This is a genomic window from Neisseria sicca (assembly GCF_014054945.1).
Taxonomy (GTDB): Bacteria; Pseudomonadota; Gammaproteobacteria; order Burkholderiales; family Neisseriaceae; genus Neisseria; species Neisseria sicca.
Genome location: NZ_CP059566.1, coordinates 243,275 through 263,151, shown reverse-complemented (window position 1 = coordinate 263,151; position 19,877 = coordinate 243,275). Strand labels below are relative to the sequence as shown.

General features: G+C 49.9%; 21 protein-coding genes and 3 tRNA genes. 16 read left to right on the top strand and 8 right to left on the bottom strand.

Features of this window, described 5'->3' with window-relative positions:
• Positions 1–29 precede the first annotated feature (29 nt).
• Positions 30–206 carry a hypothetical protein gene (locus H3L95_RS01300; RefSeq protein ID WP_003757641.1) on the top strand — a complete coding sequence of 59 codons (177 nt, stop codon included), beginning with the start codon at positions 30–32 and terminating at the stop codon, positions 204–206.
• Positions 207–247: 41 nt separating this feature from the next.
• Here the strand turns inward: H3L95_RS01300 and H3L95_RS01295 are convergent, their stop codons facing one another.
• The 3 genes from H3L95_RS01295 to H3L95_RS01285 form a co-directional block, all read right to left on the bottom strand.
• Positions 248–622: a hypothetical protein gene (locus tag H3L95_RS01295; protein ID WP_003757639.1), complete on the bottom strand. Its 375-nt coding sequence runs from the start codon at positions 620–622 to the stop codon at positions 248–250.
• Positions 597–791 (bottom strand): hypothetical protein, encoded by a 195-nt coding sequence (locus H3L95_RS01290; RefSeq protein WP_040668333.1) that lies wholly within the window; start codon positions 789–791, stop codon positions 597–599. Before H3L95_RS01290 ends, H3L95_RS01295 begins: the two co-directional genes overlap by 26 nt.
• Positions 792–1,176: 385 nt before the next feature.
• On the bottom strand, positions 1,177–4,017 hold the full coding sequence (locus H3L95_RS01285) for a DUF5906 domain-containing protein (protein WP_003757631.1): 2,841 nt from the start codon (positions 4,015–4,017) through the stop codon (positions 1,177–1,179).
• A gap of 456 nt (positions 4,018–4,473) precedes the next feature.
• Here H3L95_RS01285 and H3L95_RS01280 point away from each other — a divergent pair, with 456 nt between their 5' ends.
• From H3L95_RS01280 to H3L95_RS01230, 11 genes are all read left to right on the top strand, one after another.
• Entirely contained in the window at positions 4,474–5,115 is a 642-nt protein-coding gene (locus H3L95_RS01280; RefSeq protein ID WP_003757630.1) for a S24 family peptidase, read from the top strand.
• A gap of 117 nt (positions 5,116–5,232) precedes the next feature.
• Positions 5,233–5,670 (top strand): hypothetical protein, encoded by a 438-nt coding sequence (locus tag H3L95_RS01275; protein ID WP_003757627.1) that lies wholly within the window; start codon positions 5,233–5,235, stop codon positions 5,668–5,670.
• A 16-nt stretch (positions 5,671–5,686) separates the two neighbouring features.
• Positions 5,687–6,148 carry a helix-turn-helix domain-containing protein gene (locus H3L95_RS01270; protein ID WP_003757626.1) on the top strand — a complete coding sequence of 154 codons (462 nt, stop codon included), beginning with the start codon at positions 5,687–5,689 and terminating at the stop codon, positions 6,146–6,148.
• Entirely contained in the window at positions 6,145–6,558 is a 414-nt protein-coding gene (locus tag H3L95_RS01265) for a hypothetical protein (RefSeq protein ID WP_003757624.1), read from the top strand. The genes H3L95_RS01270 and H3L95_RS01265 overlap by 4 nt, the downstream gene beginning before the upstream one ends.
• A 242-nt stretch (positions 6,559–6,800) precedes the next feature.
• Positions 6,801–7,016, top strand: coding sequence for a hypothetical protein (locus H3L95_RS01260; protein WP_040668329.1), 216 nt, complete (start codon positions 6,801–6,803; stop codon positions 7,014–7,016).
• Positions 7,017–7,086: 70 nt separating this feature from the next.
• The gene (locus tag H3L95_RS01255; protein WP_003757621.1) at positions 7,087–7,302 is read left to right on the top strand and encodes a hypothetical protein; all 216 of its coding nucleotides are present in this window, start codon (positions 7,087–7,089) and stop codon (positions 7,300–7,302) included.
• A 17-nt stretch (positions 7,303–7,319) separates the two neighbouring features.
• Positions 7,320–7,895 carry a hypothetical protein gene (locus H3L95_RS01250; protein ID WP_003757619.1) on the top strand — a complete coding sequence of 192 codons (576 nt, stop codon included), beginning with the start codon at positions 7,320–7,322 and terminating at the stop codon, positions 7,893–7,895.
• A 17-nt stretch (positions 7,896–7,912) separates the two neighbouring features.
• Positions 7,913–8,110, top strand: coding sequence for a hypothetical protein (locus H3L95_RS01245; RefSeq protein ID WP_003757617.1), 198 nt, complete (start codon positions 7,913–7,915; stop codon positions 8,108–8,110).
• 2 nt (positions 8,111–8,112) lie between these two features.
• Positions 8,113–8,253 carry a hypothetical protein gene (locus H3L95_RS01240; protein WP_003757615.1) on the top strand — a complete coding sequence of 47 codons (141 nt, stop codon included), beginning with the start codon at positions 8,113–8,115 and terminating at the stop codon, positions 8,251–8,253.
• 106 nt (positions 8,254–8,359) lie between these two features.
• Positions 8,360–8,599, top strand: coding sequence for a hypothetical protein (locus tag H3L95_RS01235; protein ID WP_003757614.1), 240 nt, complete (start codon positions 8,360–8,362; stop codon positions 8,597–8,599).
• A 2-nt stretch (positions 8,600–8,601) separates the two neighbouring features.
• Positions 8,602–8,868 carry a pyocin activator PrtN family protein gene (locus H3L95_RS01230; RefSeq protein ID WP_003757610.1) on the top strand — a complete coding sequence of 89 codons (267 nt, stop codon included), beginning with the start codon at positions 8,602–8,604 and terminating at the stop codon, positions 8,866–8,868.
• 74 nt (positions 8,869–8,942) lie between these two features.
• On the opposite strand, the gene H3L95_RS01225 is transcribed toward H3L95_RS01230, so the two are convergent.
• Entirely contained in the window at positions 8,943–9,137 is a 195-nt protein-coding gene (locus H3L95_RS01225; protein ID WP_107813541.1) for a hypothetical protein, read from the bottom strand.
• Positions 9,138–9,576: 439 nt separating this feature from the next.
• Here H3L95_RS01225 and H3L95_RS01220 point away from each other — a divergent pair, with 439 nt between their 5' ends.
• The 3 genes from H3L95_RS01220 (at position 9,577) to H3L95_RS01210 (ending at position 15,992) form a co-directional block, all read left to right on the top strand.
• Positions 9,577–11,130: a glycosyltransferase family 2 protein gene (locus tag H3L95_RS01220; RefSeq protein ID WP_003757602.1), complete on the top strand. Its 1,554-nt coding sequence runs from the start codon at positions 9,577–9,579 to the stop codon at positions 11,128–11,130.
• A 164-nt stretch (positions 11,131–11,294) separates the two neighbouring features.
• Positions 11,295–12,056, top strand: a complete 762-nt coding sequence (locus H3L95_RS01215; protein ID WP_039405542.1) for an endonuclease/exonuclease/phosphatase family protein — start codon at positions 11,295–11,297, stop codon at positions 12,054–12,056.
• A gap of 537 nt (positions 12,057–12,593) precedes the next feature.
• Positions 12,594–15,992 (top strand): TonB-dependent receptor domain-containing protein, encoded by a 3,399-nt coding sequence (locus tag H3L95_RS01210; protein WP_241429713.1) that lies wholly within the window; start codon positions 12,594–12,596, stop codon positions 15,990–15,992.
• 95 nt (positions 15,993–16,087) lie between these two features.
• Here H3L95_RS01210 and dnrN read toward each other — a convergent pair whose 3' ends face one another.
• The 4 genes from dnrN to H3L95_RS01190 all read right to left on the bottom strand — a co-directional run bounded on the left by dnrN (position 16,088) and on the right by H3L95_RS01190 (position 17,204).
• Complete coding sequence (gene dnrN, locus H3L95_RS01205; RefSeq protein WP_003757595.1) at positions 16,088–16,561, bottom strand: iron-sulfur cluster repair protein DnrN; 474 nt, start codon at positions 16,559–16,561, stop codon at positions 16,088–16,090.
• 247 nt (positions 16,562–16,808) lie between these two features.
• Positions 16,809–16,899, bottom strand: a tRNA-Ser gene (locus tag H3L95_RS01200).
• Between the two features lie 94 nt (positions 16,900–16,993).
• Positions 16,994–17,080 (bottom strand) — tRNA-Leu (locus H3L95_RS01195).
• A 37-nt stretch (positions 17,081–17,117) separates the two neighbouring features.
• A tRNA-Leu gene (locus H3L95_RS01190) sits at positions 17,118–17,204 on the bottom strand.
• 93 nt (positions 17,205–17,297) lie between these two features.
• Between H3L95_RS01190 and rnr the strand changes: the two genes are divergently transcribed.
• Positions 17,298–19,787, top strand: coding sequence for a ribonuclease R (gene rnr / locus H3L95_RS01185; protein ID WP_128887910.1), 2,490 nt, complete (start codon positions 17,298–17,300; stop codon positions 19,785–19,787).
• The last annotated feature ends 90 nt before the right edge of the window (positions 19,788–19,877 follow it).

The window sequence follows — 19,877 nt, the reverse complement described above, 5'->3', positions numbered from 1 at the left end:
TCGGGCTTTTATGCTGAAAAGGAAACATCATGGCTCTATCAAGAACGGAAATTCAAAAACGCTCCAATGAAAAACGGGGTATTGTGCAGAAAAATTTCAAGCTGCCCGCCGAAACGGTGGAACTGATTAAGACGGAAGCGGAAAAACGGGGGATTCCGCAAGCCGCGCTAATTGCGCTGGCGGTCAAGTCTTTGTCGGAGGGGTAACAAAATGCCGTCTGAAACAGACGGCATTTTTCAACCAGTTGTTATCTTCGTTTCAAAAAAGCAACGGCAAGTGTGCCGATAGATACCGTTGCAATCGTCATTGCAAGCTTTTCGCTACCCTGATTTAGCGCATAGACAGAACCGAAAACGCCGAAACTGCATATAAAGGCGGCAAGCAGCAAACCACCCATCCGTTCGATAAAGGTAAATGTAACGACCCGCTTTTCCTCTTTTCGGCGGTTTTCCGCCTCTTCGCGCGTCTGATTGATGACAAAATCCACCAAATCGGGACGGAAAGACTGCAACCGCTCCAATGATGCAACATCGATAATCGGGCTGTCGGTCTGACTGTGCGACAGACTGACTTCATTGCCCGTTCTGTTTTTCGCACTAATCCGCGTATTTTTGCTTGCCATAAACCTTTTCCGCCTTCTCGTTGAGTTCACCGGCAACGCGCCGGGCATCCCGTATCAGTCTTGCATGGTCTCGTGCAAAACCGTTCCTTGCGTCAGGATAGGCTTTCGGCTCGGATAATACGGAGGAAATCAGCCCCATACCTTCCCAAATATTCTTCAAATGCTTCATTTTCATCTCCTTGTCCGTATCTTACCACATATCAAAATTACCGACATTTCGAAAAAACCTTAAAAATCAAGATTTAGACGGGGCAACATACCGTTTGGACAGGGTTGAACAACTTTTAAAACACCTTTTTTCCCTTTAAAATCATCGTTTAGACCGTTTGGACATACTTTTTTATAAAAATCCGCGTATAAGAAGAAAAAAATAAAAACAAAATATGACAAGGTGTATAAAAAAGAAAAAAATAAAAGCGCGAAGATGATGTATATCTTCGCGCGTATGGGATAACTACCCTGTCCAAACCGTCCAAACGGTCTAAACGATGTTTTTAAAGGGATTTTTTTCGACTCTTACCCCGTCCAAACGGTGTCCAACCCCGTCCAAACGCCTAAAACCGGTCAGAATCCGAGGCAAGGGCAAATGCTTCTATCTGCCTGCCGTAATAATCTGCCTTTGAAACCGACCCTTCAGAACCACGTTCGGTCTTGTCGGTATTCGGCGGCGGAAACTTCTCCTGATTGTCGGGCGACAGCCACGAATGCGGCACGGCGAAAAACCGTACTTTTTTCGGCTGTCCGTGGATTGTAACCGTGCTTCGCAAATCCGCCAAGCGTTTTGCCATATTTGCATAAAAATTCTTCTGCTGCATATGGAAAGTCTTGGTATCGATGCACCATTTCTTGTATGCCGACCACAAATCGCCTGCCGCGCAGGAGATGAAGGGCAAGCCCAAATCGCCGCGCCACCAGTCGTCCAAAAACGCTTCCCAAGAAGGCTTGTTCAGGTTGATCATCCGCCGTTTGATTTCTGTCGTCAGCGGCTTGGTATGCGGCGTGAACGCCCGCCGCGTATCACCGTCCGAATACATCAGCGGCAGCGCATAGAGAAACCGCGCGAATTCGTCCACTCCGCCATTGTCGATTTCCGCCTGCAATGCCTCGTATTGTGCGTCCGAATACTTGCGGTTGCACGACAAGACCATAAACCGCCTGTCGTTGCTTTCGATGGGGATAGACCGCTCGTCGTTCGAGAAAATGATAAAAGAATTGAAGTCGTTGTGTTTTTCCGCATCGCGCCCTTTACGCTCCACCATAATCACATCCGACGTAATCATGTTTTTCAGTTTGCCGATGACGTTCAGCCGCTCGTCTGACGGACTGATTTCCTCGAATATCGTAACCAGTGCAAACAGCAGCGACGCATTGAAGCGCGATTCCAGCGCGTTTTGGTCGAGTTGGCGCAGATACTCGCCGAAAAGCTCCTTGACGACCTTCTCGCCAAACGTCGATTTGCCCACGCCCTGCGTTTCGGAGATAAACACTAATGCGGTAGCGGGCTTTTCGGCTGGCCGCCTGAAACGGCAGGCAAGCCAGTTCAGAACCCATTCCGTGCAAGCCTCGCTCAAATTGCCGTTGCCCGAACACAAATGCCGTACCAGCCCGATAATGTTTGCACATTTCGGAAAATGTTTTTCCAATTCAGCCAGCGGCGTTTCCGGCGCGAACGGCTTTTCAGGCGCTTCAGCCTTTTTCGGCAAGCCCTTGAACGCATTGATATGGCTTAATTTCTCGTTTTTATACACCACACCTTGCGGCATATCCGGCTCAAACACATAATTGCTCATCGGACAGACGAGGCGCGCGGGCGACTTGCTCCAGTCGTCAAATTCTTCAGGCACGGCAGCCTTGACCGCCGCCAGCGACACGATGGCTTCCAACTGCCTGTCGTAGGCGTCCGTCGTCCCGTCCAGGTAGATATAGCGGGCAAGCGCGTTTTTAAAAACGGGGCTGACATCCGCCATCGCCTCCAATTTTTTCTGTTTGATTAAAATCCCCGCCTCAAGCTCCGATAGCTTGTTTCTATCGTGCAGATGAAACCAAGTCAGCACGGCAGGACGCGAAAACACTTTTTCCAACTGGCTTCGGCTGAAAGATTCCCCTGTTTCCAAGTTTAAAACCTTCTCTTTTAACCCGATTTGCGCGTAATTTTTCAACAATTCCGCCAAACGCGGATTTTCTCCGTCGTATTCCGCATCATCGCCGTCCCCGCCGCCCCCTTTCGTTGCCGTGGGCGCATTTTGCGCCGCACGCTCCTTATCGGATAGGCGCGGGAAAGGCTGCCCGTCAATGTCGTCTGAAAACGGGAAAACCAGCGTATCCGCCATCATTTCACGCACCGTCGTCAGCGGCTCGGTATCCGAAATCACGTCTGCAATATCGTAGCCCGAAGGCCACACGCCCGGATTCGGAATATTCACGATTTTGACCGTACAGCCCGACTCCTTGAGAACTTGGGCAATCCCCAGCGCCGCCTTCATGCCGGGCTGTCCGCGCCACGGCAGATACGGCATATCCGACGGCTTCACACCCGCCGCCTCATCCTTCTTCGACAGCTTTTCCCGCTGAGAATCGCAGTCAGGCCAAATCAGCACATTGCGCCCGGCAAGCGGCGACCAATCCGCCTTTTTCCAGCCGTTGCAACCGCCCAGCCAAGACACGGCAACCCAGCCCTTCAAATCAAAATACGCCTCTGCCGCCAGCTTGCACTTTTCGCCCTCGACAATCAAAACAGGCGCATCAGGTCTTTCCGCCAAAGCATCCAACCCGAACAGCGGCTGTGGATCCTTTAGGCGGCGGCTTGTCCACTTCTCTACACCCTCGCTGTTTTTCGCCCACACAAACGGCAAATCGGATTTTCCGCCGTCCTGGTCGATAAAGCGCTGCACAACGCAAAGCGGCTTGCCGTCCGCATCGCGGTACACTGCCCGCAAGCCTTCCGCCCGCTCATTTTTACAAAGACGGTAAACCTGACTGCCTTCCAGATATTTCAGACGGCCTTCATCGAACGGCGCAATAGGCTGCCAGCTTTCCCGTTTCGACTTGCCCGTCTTCGGCTCGCCGTCCCATTCCTTCCTTTCGACCGCTCCGAAATTGCCGATGCGCAGCCGCTCGGCGACCGCTTTTAGCGCGTCGCCCTGCCGTCCGTTGCAGAAAAGATAGGCATAGAGGCTGACCAAATCGCCGCCTGCATCGTTCGTCGCATAATCCGCCCACGCGCCCGAATGCGTATTGACCGCAAAACTGCCAAGATGCTTATCCGCCCGAGTCGGATTCAGAGCGAAGAACTCATGCCCTTTATATTTGCCCGACGGCAGCCATTCCGCAAGCAGGTTGTCCACCGCATTCAAAGCCGCATCGGCAACCGTTTTAAAATCCAGTTTGTTTTCCATATCCGTTTGTCCTGCATATTTTTTAGGCGTAAAAAAGGCCTGCCCCCCCCCTTGAGAGGGCAGGCTGAATCACTGATTGCGCGTTAATCAGTAATGGGGGAAAAATGAGAAATCCGTACCAAGGCTATGATCTCGTTTCGGAAATCAGGTCGGATACAGAAACCCGACCATTGGTAAGCAAAATTACATTTTCGTAGCACCGCTTCGGTGTTACAGCCCTTCGGTTTTCGATTTGCCACAAAAACGACAGAGACAAACCCAACTTTTGGGCATATTCCGACCTTGCTCCACGCTTAGTCGAAAGCGTTTTAATAAATTCAGCGTGAGTCATATCTGCTCCATTTTTAAACATTAAACAAGTTTAGCAGTCATTAAACGCAAAAGCAAATATATTTATCATTTGTTTGTTTAGTAGAAACTAAATAGAATATAAATAATTACTGCTGGGAGATAGCTATGAATAAGTCAGAATTGAAAGAAATACGGATTGAGAATTTAAAAAAATTCTTTGAAGACAAAACCCTACCGACAAAAGACAAAAGCCTTTTGTCCCAATTGATGAGCGGCAAAGCATCTTTTGGCGAAAAAGTCAGCAGACGACTGGAAGAAGACTACGGCATGGGACCATATTATTTGGACTCCACGCCAAACAGTCCGATTGGTTCAGATGACGATCAACAAATCCGCTTTGAACGCCTCAACATCGAAGCGGCATGCGGCAATGGTATCGAAAACTTGCCCGCGGAAGTCGTCGATTACGTCAACGTATCGCGCCTGTGGGCAAAAGACAAATTCGGCGGAAACCTGTCCCACATCAAAATTATCACCGCACGCGGCGACAGCATGGCAGGAACTATTGATGAAGGCGACGTTATATTTGTCGATACCGCCGTTACTGAAATGGTGGAAGACGGCGTGTACCTTATTCACGTCTCCGACGGCCTGCGTGCCAAACGCCTGCAACGTACCGTTACCGGCGGCGTCAAAATTCTAAGCGATAACAAACGCTACGAAACCGAAACTGTAGAGAAACACGACCTTGAACAGCTTAAAATCTGCGGCAAAATCAAAGGTGCGTGGAAGCTCGAAGAGATGTAGCAGAAAAAAGACTGTTACCGGCAGAAGGCTATGGATTTAAAATACTTGAACAACTGATTTATTACCGCATATTGCGCGGTATAACTAAAAAGATATAATATATAAAAAAGGGCACGCATGGAGCTGACCGTCCACTTTAACGCCGAGCAGGATTTAGACCGCCTCTTTGAAAAAGACGAAGACGCGGTCGGTTATCTCGATACCGTCATTGAGATGATTCAGGCGGACTCTGCTATTTTTGATGGCTTATACGAAAACAGATACTTCAGAGAATATGGCGAACCCATAGGCCCGATTGACTTGGAAGTGAAACCCATATTGTCATTATGGGAAAAAGACATCAAAGTTTTGCGCGTCCGATTTGGCAGCGAAGAAGCCGCCGGATACAGAATAATTTACGCACCATGCCATGAAAAACAGCCAAACGGCGCGTATATCCGCCGCATAGATATATTGGCTGTTGTAAACAAGAAGACAGACAAATTTGACTATCAGGCAGAACACCCAATCACAAAACGGATTATCAAAGACTATGAAGAACTGTACTCCAACTAACGGCACATGGTTTCAAATGGGTGCAACACTCACTGTTGCCGTGGCCGCCTGCACAGTATCAACACCTACATCCGCCACCCCCGTCACCCACATAAACTGCCTGCGGATAAACGGGCAGATTAAATGCATCAAACCGATCAGCCCCAACACTACCCCCGCCGCAGAGCATATTGAACATGTACGGAAAAATCCGCGCCGCAAAGCAGCGATGGACAGGGCGGCAGCGAAAATTGCCGATAAAATAGCCCTCAAAGCAGGCGGAGAGACATTTGTCAGCCTGAGGATGAAAAAGGGGTTTACCCAGTCTGAATTGGCAGCCGCCGCAGGATTGCGTCAACCCTATCTGTCCCGCATCGAAAACAGCAAACAATCCCTACATAATGAGACTGTACAAAAACTGGCAAACGCATTAGGCGTTTCCCCGCTTGAAGTTCGCGCAGCGTTTGAACAGCAGTACGAATATATGGAGCAGGCATGATTCACTTAAATGTCCACTATTGCGATGAAATCATCCGCCATGCGGAAAATGACAAATACAGTCTGATAGGTATATTTCCCGATATATGCCATATCCCGGCGCAACAATCTATTTTAGGTCGTCTATGCCTGTCTATTTCATTTTACGCCGAAGATGAGTATATGCAGACATTGCAAACCCAACCAATCTTTTTAGAGATTGTTCACAACGACGATGTAATTTCCAATTTTGAAATCCCGCCGTATGATAGTGTCGGTCAAGAAGAAAGTATTTCATTCATGCTGCACCAAACAGTTAGCGGCCTTCCCGTTTCTAACGGTGACCGTATTTATGTAAGAATGAAAACACACAACCATATTCTCTCCGAGAGCCACCCTCTGTTTTTTTCTTGGCTTCCTTACCACTCATAACAATCCCAACACCTCAGCCTAAATTCACTTTGAAAAAACCGCCCACTGGGCGGTTTTCTTTCACCTAGACATCCAAAACCGCCTACCGCCAGTCCCGTTAGGCATTTTTTTTTGCAAATTAAATTCCCTTAAAAATCAGATAATTTAATATTTATTGAACAAACAATAAACTTCTTACTTGACTATGAATTAAGTGTTTACTAAACTACATCCATCGAAACAAACAACAGGACACAGTAATCATGAAACCCATCTACGTTAAATTCGGCACCCACGCCACCGCCGGCAAAGTCGAAGTCGCCACATGGCAGGACGGCAAACTAGCCATTCAAAAGCGCAACAGTTCCCGAGAAGGTGGCGGTATTTACAGCGAAACCGCCCGCCGCGAAGCCAAAACTCTGAAAGATGCAGTGCGACTGGTACAAAACATTTACCCCCACGAAATCGTTTCAACATAAAGCAAAAGGTCGTCTGAAAGCGTGAATCTTCAGACGACCTCCACAAAACCCCACCCCGAAAGACCCCAAAATGACCATCACAGAAGAATACTCTATCGACATCCGCGTAACCGCCGAAACCACCCACACTGCCTACGGCCACCCCGTAGAGCACTACGGTTGCGACATCATCAACACCGACGGCGAACTCATTGTCGGACTTGTTCCCGAGTACAAAACTCCCATGGCGGCAGTCAAACAAGCACTGACAGCCCTAACTCAAAACGATCTGCAAAAAGCCTGCTGATTTAAACGGAGATAAAAATGAAACATTTTTCAATTAAAAAAAATCTTTTGAAAGCCGCCGCTGCCGCAGCAGCAAACAACGACCCAAGACATTACATCAACGGCGTTTTCCTCGATAAGGAAACAGGCGAAATCAAAGCAACCGACGGTCATGTACTTTGCATTATCAAACACGAAGAACTGAAAGAAATCGATGAAGACATCTTCATTCCAAACATTGTATTGGGCGCGGTTTTAAAAGACAGAGAAAGCGACATTGCCAATATCGAAATCAGAGACGACTGCATTGCAGTGGGCGCATTAGAGTTTAAAAAGCCTGACACATCCGACTTCCCCAAAACACAAAGAATCGAAGAATACGCTAAAGATCCAGTCATGATTGAAGACGTGATCAATCAAAATCTGGCCATTGACATCAGCTTGATTAAAAAATTGGATAAATGCCAAAAAAGTTTAGGTTTCAAACACCCCATCTTCTTCCCTTTTTATCTGTCAAACAAAAACAAGGACGGCGGAATATGCTCAATTTTATTTAAATTCAAAAACTGCCGCTTCTACATCATGCCAACAAGAGCGCCGGAAGGCGGACTTTAATTGCATAAGGATTGAAAATGAAAACCCTGCTCACCCCAACCCTACTTGCCATACTTGCAGCCTGCACCACACCTCAACCTTCTCAAGAAACCGAAGCCCAACGCCTCATCCGCCAACAACAGGACGCTGCCGACTTCGCAACCCTGCAACTTGAAAAAACCTACGAACGCATGACCACAGAAGAACGTATGCGTGGCATCGTTTACGGAGAGTAAATATGGAAAACATCATCAACATCGCCACCGCCATTATTATTATTGCCGTACTGATGGCTGCACTCATCATGTTGACAGTAGAAATAATGGTACAGAACCGAATTACAAAAATACTAGAAATCCTCTTCCAAGAAGAAGAATAATGCCGCCCATCATTGCCCTGATACTAATCATCCTTCAAATCATCACCGAGCGCATCACCGGCATTAAATTCAAACGGTGGGCGGACGGCACCACGAAAGACACAAAATGACCCTGACAGACCGCATACAGCATACCCAAATTAACACCCAACCCAATATAGGCTTCCGGCATCACGACGGCAAATGGCAGGTAATCGAATACCAGCCTCCCCAATATAACAAAAAACACTGGACAAAAAATAACGCAGGCAGACGGCGAAGCACCAAAGTTCTGAAAGAATTCACCACCCGAACAGACGCGGAAGACTACGCAGAAAGAATCAGACAACAACACAAGGCACACTAAAAATGGAAAACCTACCTACCCGCCACCGGCTCATGCTCATCTACGGCAAAACCCATATCACCCTCGAACAGGCCACTGCCGACTGGTTACCGCACATAAACGAAAAAACCGCCCGCCGCCGCGCCAAAACCCAAACCCTCCCATGGCCGGTCATCAATACGGACAACAGTCAAAAAAGCAGCCAATTCGTCAGTCTTACCGCCATCGCCGACTGGCTAGACCAACGCGAACAGCAGGCAAAAACCGAATGGCGGAAAATACATGGATAACAAAAAGGCCGTCTGAAATTCAGACGGCCTCAATTTTATTCAGAACAACCTCAAGATGATTGATGTAGATAAAATCATACAGGCAGTTTTCCTCTGCTTCTTGCCGTTCCATCCCGGATTTCCTTTTCAACCAAAACCTTTTTCCGTTCAAATTCAGCACTATTGCTGGCAGCGGCAGCAATGCCTTCTGCAATCGCTTTTTTTTCCTGACTCCCAACCTTATCGCCGAAATACGCCAAAGCAGCCTTATAAAGTGATTTTTTGAACATAATTTCCTCCTTGCGGAGCATTTTCCAATCAAACAGTTTTAGTTTACTTGGTTTTCTGTACCCAAACAACCGTAACCTGACTGCCTGACTGTATGCAATTTCAGATTCACAATTTTGCAATCACACATCCACAAAACATGCTCATTCGATATGATTTGATAATGGCGTCTTTTTTGAACCATATTTACACCATAATCTTCAATAAAATTACAATTCATTGATTCTATTGAAACATAAAACCCATCTTCAAAGCCCCTGCATGGGCGCAAGGATAAGCTGCATATCGGAGGAGGTCGTCTGAAAAAAAGGAAATGCGTATTGTAGCGGTATATCGGTTAAAATACACGCTTTCCACGAAGAACTGACCGCCGCCATTGCCGAACTGCCTTGATTTCCCGATTTTGATTTTTCAGACTACCCCTTTTCAGACGACCTCATCATGAACCCGAAAATTCCCGCCACAGCAGCCATGTTGGTCAAAAATTCGGAACGCTATCTGCACGAAGTTTTGACCGCGCTTCAAGACTTCGACGAAGTATTGCTGCTCGACAACGGCTCGACCGACCGTACCTTCGAAATCGCCGAACGCTTCACCAACGTCAGTTATTACAAATACGACTTCATCGGCTTCGGCCCGATGAAAAATCTTGCCGCCCGCCTCGCGCAAAACAATTGGATCTTCAGCATAGACAGCGACGAAGTGGCAGACGGAGAACTGATTGCCGCCATCCGCAAAGCCGTGGCGGAAAACAAAGAACAAAACATCTTCTCGCTCTCGCGCCTGAACCACTACAACGGCCGCCTGATCAAAGCCTGCGGCTGGTATCCCGACATTATCCCGCGCCTTTACCACCGCCGTTTTACCCGTTTTTCCGACCGTCAGGTACATGAATCGCTGATCTTGCCGCCCGATGCAAACGTCCGTCCGCTCGAAGGTCGTCTGAAACACTATTCCTTCGAAAACGCCGAAGGGCTGATTCAAAAAATGCAGCAATACAGCTCGCTCTACGCCGAAGAAAACCGCTACAAAAAAGACAGCTCGCCCTTCAAAGCCCTGTTGCACGGCAGCGTATCGTTTGTCAAAAACTACCTGCTCAAACGCGGTTTCGCCTACGGCGCGGACGGCTTGACCATTTCCATCGCCAATGCCCAAGGTTCGTACTACAAATATGTCAAACTTTACGAACGCAACCGCAATATCAGCGTCGCCCTGATTGTAACCACCTACAACCGTCCCGACGCACTGGAGCTGGTTTTAAAATCCGCACTCGCGCAAACCCGCCTGCCCGACGAAATCATCGTCGCGGACGACGGTTCGCGCCAAGACACCGCCGAAGTCGTCGAGTTCATCCGCAGCCACACCGACATCCCCGTCAAACATTCTTGGCGGCCGGACGACGGCTTCCGCGCCGCCGAATCGCGCAACCGCGCGCTGGCGCAGGCAAAAAGCGACTACATCATCCTTATCGACGGCGACATGATACTCGACCCGTCCTTCATCGCCGACCACCTCAAGCTCGCACGCAAAGGCAGGCTGATACAGGGTTCGCGCGTTATCCTGACCCAAAGCCGCACCCAAGAAATTTTAGATTCCGGCGAATTGCCCGATTTGTCCGTGTTCAGCCCAGGCATAGAAAAACGCCTGTCCGCCCTGCGCTGCCGCAGCCTGTCCGCCCTGATCGGCAGACAAAGCAGCCGCAAACACAAAGGCATCAAAACCTGCAATATGGGCTTTTTCCGCAGCGATGCGCTGGCCGTCAACGGCTTCGACAACCGCTTTGTCGGCTGGGGACGCGAAGACAGCGAGTTCGTCGCCCGCCTCTTCCATAACGGCATGAAACGCCACAACCTCAAATTCGCCGGCATCGCCTACCACCTTTGGCACCACGAAGCCGAACGCGACGCCCTGCCGCAAAACGACGCCCTGCTCAAAGCCACGCTGTCCGAACAAAAAATCCGCTGCGAAGACGGCATGGACGAATTCATAAAATAAACCGTTTTGCGCGCGGTCCCCCCTCAAACGTCGTCTGAAACCTTTCAGACGACGTTTTACCTTCAAGCAGCCGTTCAACCATCAAATCTTTACTGAAACCAAACACTTGCAGTGTTATACTATCAATACAATGACAAACTACTCACACACTACGGTTACACATCATGTCCCCCCGCCCGATTACCATCACCTCATACAACATGCACAAAGGCATGTCCGCGCTCAACCGCAAAGTCCAAGTGGACAGCATGGCGGAAGAGCTTCGCGGCATAGGCTCGGATGTCCTGTTTTTACAGGAAGTGCAAGGTCAACACCTGACCCGCAGCAGCAGGCTGCCCGATTTTCCCGAAAAACCGCATTACGATATCCTCGGCGACCGCCTTTCCTACAACCGCAGCTACGGCAAAAACGCCGTATACCCGCAACGCCACCACGGCAACGCCATCCTCAGCCGCCTACCGCTGGAAACCCGCCACAACCTCAACATCAGCGTCAACAAACTCGAACAGCGCGGCGTACTCCATTGCGAAGTCCTGCCCGAAGGCTGGGAAACCCCGCTCGTCTGCCTGTGTGCCCACCTCAACCTGCGTGAACCCGACCGCGCCAAACAATACCGCGCCATCTTCGAATACGTCGTGCATCACATCGACCCGCAAAGTCCGCTGATTCTCGCCGGCGACTTCAACGACTGGCGGCAAAAATCCGCCCTATCCTTAGGCAACGCCTTGAACCTGAACGAAGTATTCGTGGACAGCAACGGCAAACGCCCCAAAACCTTCCCCGCCCGCCTGCCCGTCCTCAGCCTCGACCGCGTCTATACCCGCAACTTGGAAGTCCTAGACTCCCAAATCCACAACGGCAAAAACTGGCAACGCCTCTCCGACCACTTGCCCTTAAGCGTCAAAGTCAGGCCTAAACTGCCTTGACCGCCCCCATGCCAAAGGTCGTCTAAAAACCTGAAATCGGGATTTTCAGATGACCTTTTTATGTCGGTCAATCAAATTCAAGCCATTATTCAATCAACTTCAAACTCAGCAAACTTTTTACGAAATCCAATACAACCCCGGCCCGTCCAAACTCAAAAATATGATTTTCTGAGGTACCAAAATGCCAAAGTTGTATTGTTTGGCATCTGTTTACACATTATCGGGTTTTAGTTAAAATTATTATATAAATAGTAATCATAATCAATTTATGTTATTTTGCAGCTCTAAAGAAACAAAGTATTTTGTCCGCATTCCTTTCCACACAATTGGTAACCTACGGATATTTTCCTTTTGTTTTGTCAAAATGCCCTTCCCTTGCGTGAAGCAAGCGCATCCATATTAACGGTCCGCACAAACCGTTTAATCAATTGGCTGCAACCCCATTACATTCGGTTCGCGTTTTATTTTCCGATGCCATCTGGAAGCATTTCAGATTTCGCCTATTTTCAAGCTGTTGCGAACAAAGGAAAATCCATCATGAAACCTGTCAAATCCGTCGAATTCCCCTCTACGCCCAAAATATTGGTTTTATTCTTGAGTATGCTGTGGCATACGCCGTTATGGGCGGAAAATACTACCCCCACCCAAAGCGTGCAGATGGATACCATTACCGTCAAAGCCCATCGCAACCGGGATAAAAGCGGCTACACCCAAGTCTACAGCCGTGACATCAGCAATATGTACAAAGGCAAGCAGGAAATCGAAACCTACCGCGGCAGCAGCGTAGCCGATTTAATCGGCGGCATGGCGGGAGTTTACAGCGGCGACGCGCGCAACAGCGGCGCGCTCGACCCCAACATACGCGGCATTCAAGGCGAAGGCAAAGTGCCGGTAACGTTAGACGGTACGGAACAAGCCATCAGCGTATGGCGCGGTTTTGAAGGCGTATCCAACCGCAACTACATCGACCCGAATCTCGTCAGCAGCGTGTATGTGGAAAAAGGCGCATCGACAAACCGTGACATCCGCACCGGTATAGGCGGCTCGGTCAGCATGAAAACGCTGGAAATTGATGACGTTGTGCCGAAAGACCAAAAATTCGGCATGGAAGTCAAAATGGAAACCGGCAACAACAGCATCAAACAGCGCGAATACGCCCATGCTGCATCATGGAACAAAGACTACCGCCGCTACCCGAGTCCCTACTCCTTCGACCGTATGGACTGGGCGATTATGCTGGACGACAGTGACCGCCAGAAACAGCGTTTCGGCGGGCGTGGCAAATTGTTTAAAGACAACGCGTTCCGCATTTCTGCCGGTATGCGCGGCGAAGTGTTTGACGGCTTGATTGCCTACGCATGGCGGGACAAAGGCAATTATTTTACCGGCAGCAAGGGGGCAGAACGCTACGGCTACCTCCCCAATGCCAGCTCCATGACCGAAGAAGAATTTACCAAAAAAGTTACGGATATTCAGGAATATACCGCCAATGTCGGTACGTATTACCATCCGTCCGGCGAAGTGGCCAACACCTCCCTGAATATGCGTTCGTGGCTGGCAAAAGGCACGCTTAAACTGCCCGACAATCAAAAAATACAGCTCGGCATACGCCGCACCCACGCCCGTTTCGGCGAAATCATGCCGTACAGCATCCTGTTCGGCAACATCGGCGGCAGCATGCTCAAACCGGACGGTTCCGCCCAAACCGACATGAGCAAGCTCACCAAAGGCACGCTGATGGCAGAATGGCCGCAGGCATGGGTGAAGCAGACCGCCGTCAACCTCGACTACACATGGAAACCCGAAAACAACCGCTGGATAGATTTGAAGGCAGGGATTTGGGGGACGTTTAACAATTCGCAAACCAATTCCACCGGCGGCTATCCCGCATCCACCCTGTTTCTCGACAAAATATTCAACGAAAAATACGCCGAAGACTGGTATTACAAAGGCAAAGAACCCGAATGGGACAAACTGCCGCCCAATACCAACAACCGTTTCAACGTTTTTAATGCCGCCGCCTACCGCGCCAAAAACAACCGCCTAGGCATCAACCTTTCCAATAAAATGAAATTATCTGACAAATTGGAACTGACCCTGATGGGCGACTACCAGCGCGAAAAACTCAAAGGCAGCAGCGATACCAGTTGGATACTTGCATTGCCCGAAGAAGAATCCCAAAAATTATTCTGGGAAGACCCTGAGACCACCTTAAATTCCAACTTCGCCCTGACCATGCCGCGTAAAGGCAAACGCGACGAATGGAACCTTGGCTTCAACTTCAAATATCAGCCCACTTCCTGGCTGACCCTGAACGCAGGCGGCCGCTATACCGACTACCACCAAACCGACAACTTCCTCCGAGACTACATCGACAAAAACCGCACATGGTTGGAAAGAGAAAACAAATTCGACGTACTGTCGGACAACAGCAGGGATTTCGTCTATCTTCAACACCGGCTTGCCACGCCTGAAGAATACCGGGCCTACCGAGAATTGTCCGACCAATATCACGCCGCGCAAAAAGCTTACGACCAAGACCCCGCGACCATACGGGCGAAAGCCGAAAATGAAGCCTACAACAAGCGTTTTTGGAATTGGATAAACAGCCTGCCCGTTCCCGAATATCTCTGGGCATTAGATAACCGACCCGAAGAAGCACAACGCTGGCAAGATAACCAGCCCCAACTTCCGGAAGAACCCGAAAAACTGACAGAGCTGCGCAACCGTTTTATGGAAGCGGAAGATCTAAGCAGCGGCTGGAAATCAATACCCAACTGCACCGAAAACGAAGCAAATGGAAACTGTATCTACTGGCGGCGTTCGCATCCGGAAGAAAACCCCGTCCGGACAGGCGCACTCAATTTCTTAAATGAAACCGGAATCAACCCTGCCACAGGCAAAGTTGAAAAACGTTATGCTGCCGCCGTAACAACCGATGTCAACAATCCCGCTATCGAATACCGGCATCTGACCGAAGAAGAACTGCGCAAAATGTGGAACAAACGCGGCCATGCCTTCGCCCCCATGTTCTCCGCCACCGTCCAACTCGGCGACAACACCCGCCTGTTCGCCCGTTATACCCAATTCAAACGCTTCCCCAGCATGTATGAAGGCACATTCGGCTTCGGTAACCACAGCATCGCCAAAGGTTTCAGCGTCCCGTTTGGCAGACTCCTGAACCCGCTCAAACCCGAACACGCCAAAAACTGGGAAATCTCCCTCAGCCACGACTTCACCCGCCTGCTGCCCAAAATGCGTTACGCGGACGTGCGGCTGACCTACTTCCACAACAAAACCCACAACGTCATCGACCGCAACTATGCCACCTGGCAAATCAGCAATTACGACAAACAAGTCATCAGCGGACTGGAACTCCAAACCCGCTTCGACAACGGCAAAGTATTCGGCGACCTTTCCGTCGTGCGCAACATGAAAAACGAAGTCTGCGACCGCCGCGCCATTGAGCAGCAATATGATGTAGACCAATACGTCTCGCACGGCCGCACCTTCCCCGTACCTTACTGTCAAAACGGCGGTTTCGCCAGCGGTTGGTTGATCAACCGCATCCAGCCGCGCTGGTCGGTCGTTGCCAACCTCGGCGGCAGGTTCCTAAACGAAAAACTCGAAATCGGTTCGCGCCTGACCTTCCACAGCCGCGTTGAAGACAAACAACAGCCGTCCGCCCGCTGGCGCGAATACTACCTGCAACGTGACGGCGCAAACAGCAAAGCTTTCAACAGCGACAACGGCAACGCCAACTGGCAGCCCGTTACTGTCGTGGATGCCTATGTGCGTTACAAATTCAACAAACATTTCAGCGCAGAGCTAACGGGCAGCAACCTGACCGACCGCTATTACCTCGACCCCATGAGCCGCTCCTACATGCCCGCCCCGGGACGTACCCTGCGCATCGGTTTGACGGGGAAATGGTAATTGCATCCAACAGAAAACAGCCTCTTTGCATACTGGCAAAACATTAAGGTCGTCTGAAAAACAATTTTCAGACGACCTTTGGACCAGCTTTATTTTTAAGAAGCCAATACGCGCGGGAACAGGATTTCATTTTCCAAATGGATATGGTTGGTCAAATCGTCCACCATTTCGCGTGCCAATGTATACAGGCGCGTCCAACTTCCGCAAGCGTTTTCGGGAACGGTCAGGTTATTGGTCAACTCAAGCAGCTTGGCTACGGCTTGGTCGTGTTCCTCATGCTCGTGCATCATTACATTAATCGGCATTGCCGCTCCGCGACCGACGCCTTGTTTGATCATCGGAAACAGCATGCGCTCTTCCTTCATCATGTGCATCAGCAGTTCGTTTTGCATATAGGCAAGCAACTCCGGCACTTCAGCCGGAAAACTGTCGGCATGAACTTCCGCGACTTTTTGAGCCAACGGAACCAGCTCTTCAAATTGCCCGCGGTGTACATCGTGGTAGCGTTGCAGGATATGATCGATGGTTGCACCAAACGGCGCGGTTTCCCATACGGTAAAATCAGTCATGGCAGTGTCCTTGGATTTGTGTCAGGCCGGCGTATTCAGACGACCTTTTTAAAGATGGATTTTTTATGAATGTATATAACGGAGTGAAGGATACACCTGCAAAACTGATTTGTATAGATGGAGCCGAAATGTATAACAAATTGAGAATAAAAGTAATTTCTTTTCTGAAGAGAGACTGAAGCAGCTTGCCGCCTGAATTGAAGGCAAGAAAAAAGCCCGTCTTGATTAAGACGGGCTTTTTGGAATCTGGCAGAGAGGAAGGGATTCGAACCCTCGATACGCTATTCACGTATACACGCTTTCCAGGCGTGCGACTTAAACCACTCATCCACCTCTCTGTGGAATCAAACATATTTTGTCGTCTGATATTGTAGCTTAATCAGACAAATAAATCTATTCAATAAAAAATCCGGATAAGCCGGATAATTGATTTGGTGCCCAGGAGAAGACTCGAACTTCCACACCCGTGAGGATACTAGCACCTGAAGCTAGCGCGTCTACCAATTCCGCCACCTGGGCAATTAGGATGGATAAGCAAAGCGGCGACCAAAAGGTTTGGTGCCCAGGAGAAGACTCGAACTTCCACGCCCGTGAGGACACTAGCACCTGAAGCTAGCGCGTCTACCAATTCCGCCACCTGGGCTTTGCTTTATTTCCTGTTTTGCGTTACAGTGATTGACTATTTCGCAAAGAAGCGGTCATTATATATTTTAGAAAAAGAATGTCAACCAATAAAATGAACAAAAATATTAAATCTTTAAATTTACGAGAAAAAGACCCGTTTTTGAAACGGGAGAAACAACGTTACGAACATCCGCTGCCAAGCAGGGAGTGGATCATTGAATTATTGGAGCAAAAAGGCGTGCCGTCGAAAATCGAAGTCTTGGCACGCGAGTTGTCGATTACGGAAGAAGAGTACGAATTTTTCGAACGTCGTCTGAAAGCGATGGCGCGGGACGGTCAGGTTTTAATCAACCGCCGCGGTGCGGTTTGCGCGGCAGACAAATTGGATTTGGTCAAATGCCGTGTCGAGGCGCACAAAGACGGCTTCGGCTTCGCCGTACCGCTCACGCCCACCAAAGACGGAGATTTTGTCTTATACGAACGCCAAATGCGCGGCATCATGCACGGCGACATCGTGACCGTCCGCCCTGCCGGCATCGACCGCAAAGGCCGCCGTGAAGGAACGGTTTTAGATATTGTCGAACGCGCGCAAAGCAAAGTGGTCGGACGTTTCTATATGGATCGCGGCGTAGCGATTTTGGAAGCGGAAGACAAACGCCTGAACCAAAGCATTGTTTTGGAACCTGACAGCGTCGCGCATTTCAAACCTGAATCCGGTCAGGTCATTGTCGGCGAAATCGAGATTTATCCCGAGCAAAACCGCCCTGCTGTGGCGAAAATCATCGAAGTATTGGGCGATTATGCCGACAGCGGTATGGAAATCGAAATCGCCGTGCGCAAACACCATTTGCCGCACCAATTCAGCGAAGCGTGTGCCAAAGCTACGAAAAAAATCCCCGACCATGTTCGTAAAAGCGATTTGAAAGGCCGCGTCGATTTGCGCGATTTGCCTTTGGTAACCATAGACGGCGAAACGGCGCGCGATTTCGACGATGCCGTGTTTGCCGAAAAAATCGGACGCAATTACCGTTTGGTCGTGGCGATTGCCGATGTCAGCCATTATGTCCGCCCCGATGACGCTATCGACACGGACGCGCAGGAACGCAGCACCAGCGTTTACTTCCCACGCCGCGTGATTCCCATGTTGCCGGAAAACCTGTCCAACGGCATCTGCTCGCTCAATCCCGATGTCGAGCGTTTGTGCATGGTGTGCGACATGGTCATCACTTACGCGGGCAATATTAAAGAATACCGCTTCTACCCTGCGGTTATGCGTTCCCATGCCCGCCTGACGTACAACCAAGTCTGGGATTGGATTTCAGACGACCTAGACCACCCGCACAAAGCCCAAATCGACATTCTCTACAAACTCTTCAAAATCCTTCAGAAAAAACGCTTCGAACGCGGCGCGGTGGAGTTTGAAAGCGTCGAAACCCAAATGCTTTTCGACGACAACGGCAAAATCGAAAAAATCATACCCGTTGTCCGCAACGACGCCCATAAACTGATTGAAGAGTGCATGTTGGCGGCGAACGTCTGCGCGGCAGAGTTCCTGATAAAAAACAAGCACACCGCCCTCTTCCGCAACCACTTAGGCCCGACACCTGAAAAACTCGCCACCCTGCGCGAGCAGCTCGGCTTACTGGGTTTGCAACTGGGCGGCGGCGACAACCCGACACCGAAAGACTATGCCGCGCTTGCCGAACAATTCAAAGGCAGGCCCGATGCCGAATTGCTGCAAGTCATGATGTTGCGCTCCATGCAGCAGGCAGTTTACGAACCGCATTGCGACGGACACTTCGGCCTTGCCTACGAAGCATACGCCCACTTCACCTCCCCCATCCGCCGCTATCCCGACCTGACCGTCCACCGCGCCATCAAAGCCGTGTTGAACCAGCAAACCTACACGCCAAGCAAAAGCTGGCAGGCTTTGGGCGTACATACCTCGTTCTGCGAACGCCGCGCCGACGATGCCAGCCGCGACGTGGAAAACTGGCTGAAAACCTATTACATGCGCGATAAAGTCGGCGAAATATTCGAAGGCAAAATCTCCGGCATGACCAACTTCGGCCTCTTCGTTACCTTAGACGGCATCCACATCGACGGCTTGGTACACATCAGCGATTTGGGCGAAGACTATTTCAACTTTCGTCCCGAAATCATGGCGATAGAAGGCGAACGCAGCGGCATCCGTTTCAACATGGGCGACAAAGTCAGCGTCCGAGTGGCGCGCGCCGATTTGGACACCAGCAAAATCGACCTGACCTTGATCAGCGGCGGAAGCAGCGGCAAAAAACGCCGCACTAAAACCACTGCACAAACCGGCTCGAAAACCAAACGCAAACTGACGGCGAAAGAAATCGACGACGCGATGAAAACGCCTGTAAAACAGGAAAAACCTGCAGCCAAACGCCGCAGCAAAGCCCAACCGGACAGCGCAGCAACGTCGTCTGAAAACGGCAAAAAGAAAACCGCCAAAGCCAAAACGGCAACGGAAAAAGCCAAACGCAAAGACAAAAAGCCAAGCAAAAGCGTGAAAATCAAGGTGAAAAATCCGGATACCGCGCCAACCAAGCGCAAAGGCAGAAGCAAGGCTAAATAGTCTGTCTTTTGGCCAACTTCAAAAGCCGTTTAACGGACAGATGAGATAAAAAACGGCGGTTGTCCATCATCTACATTTCTACATAACCAC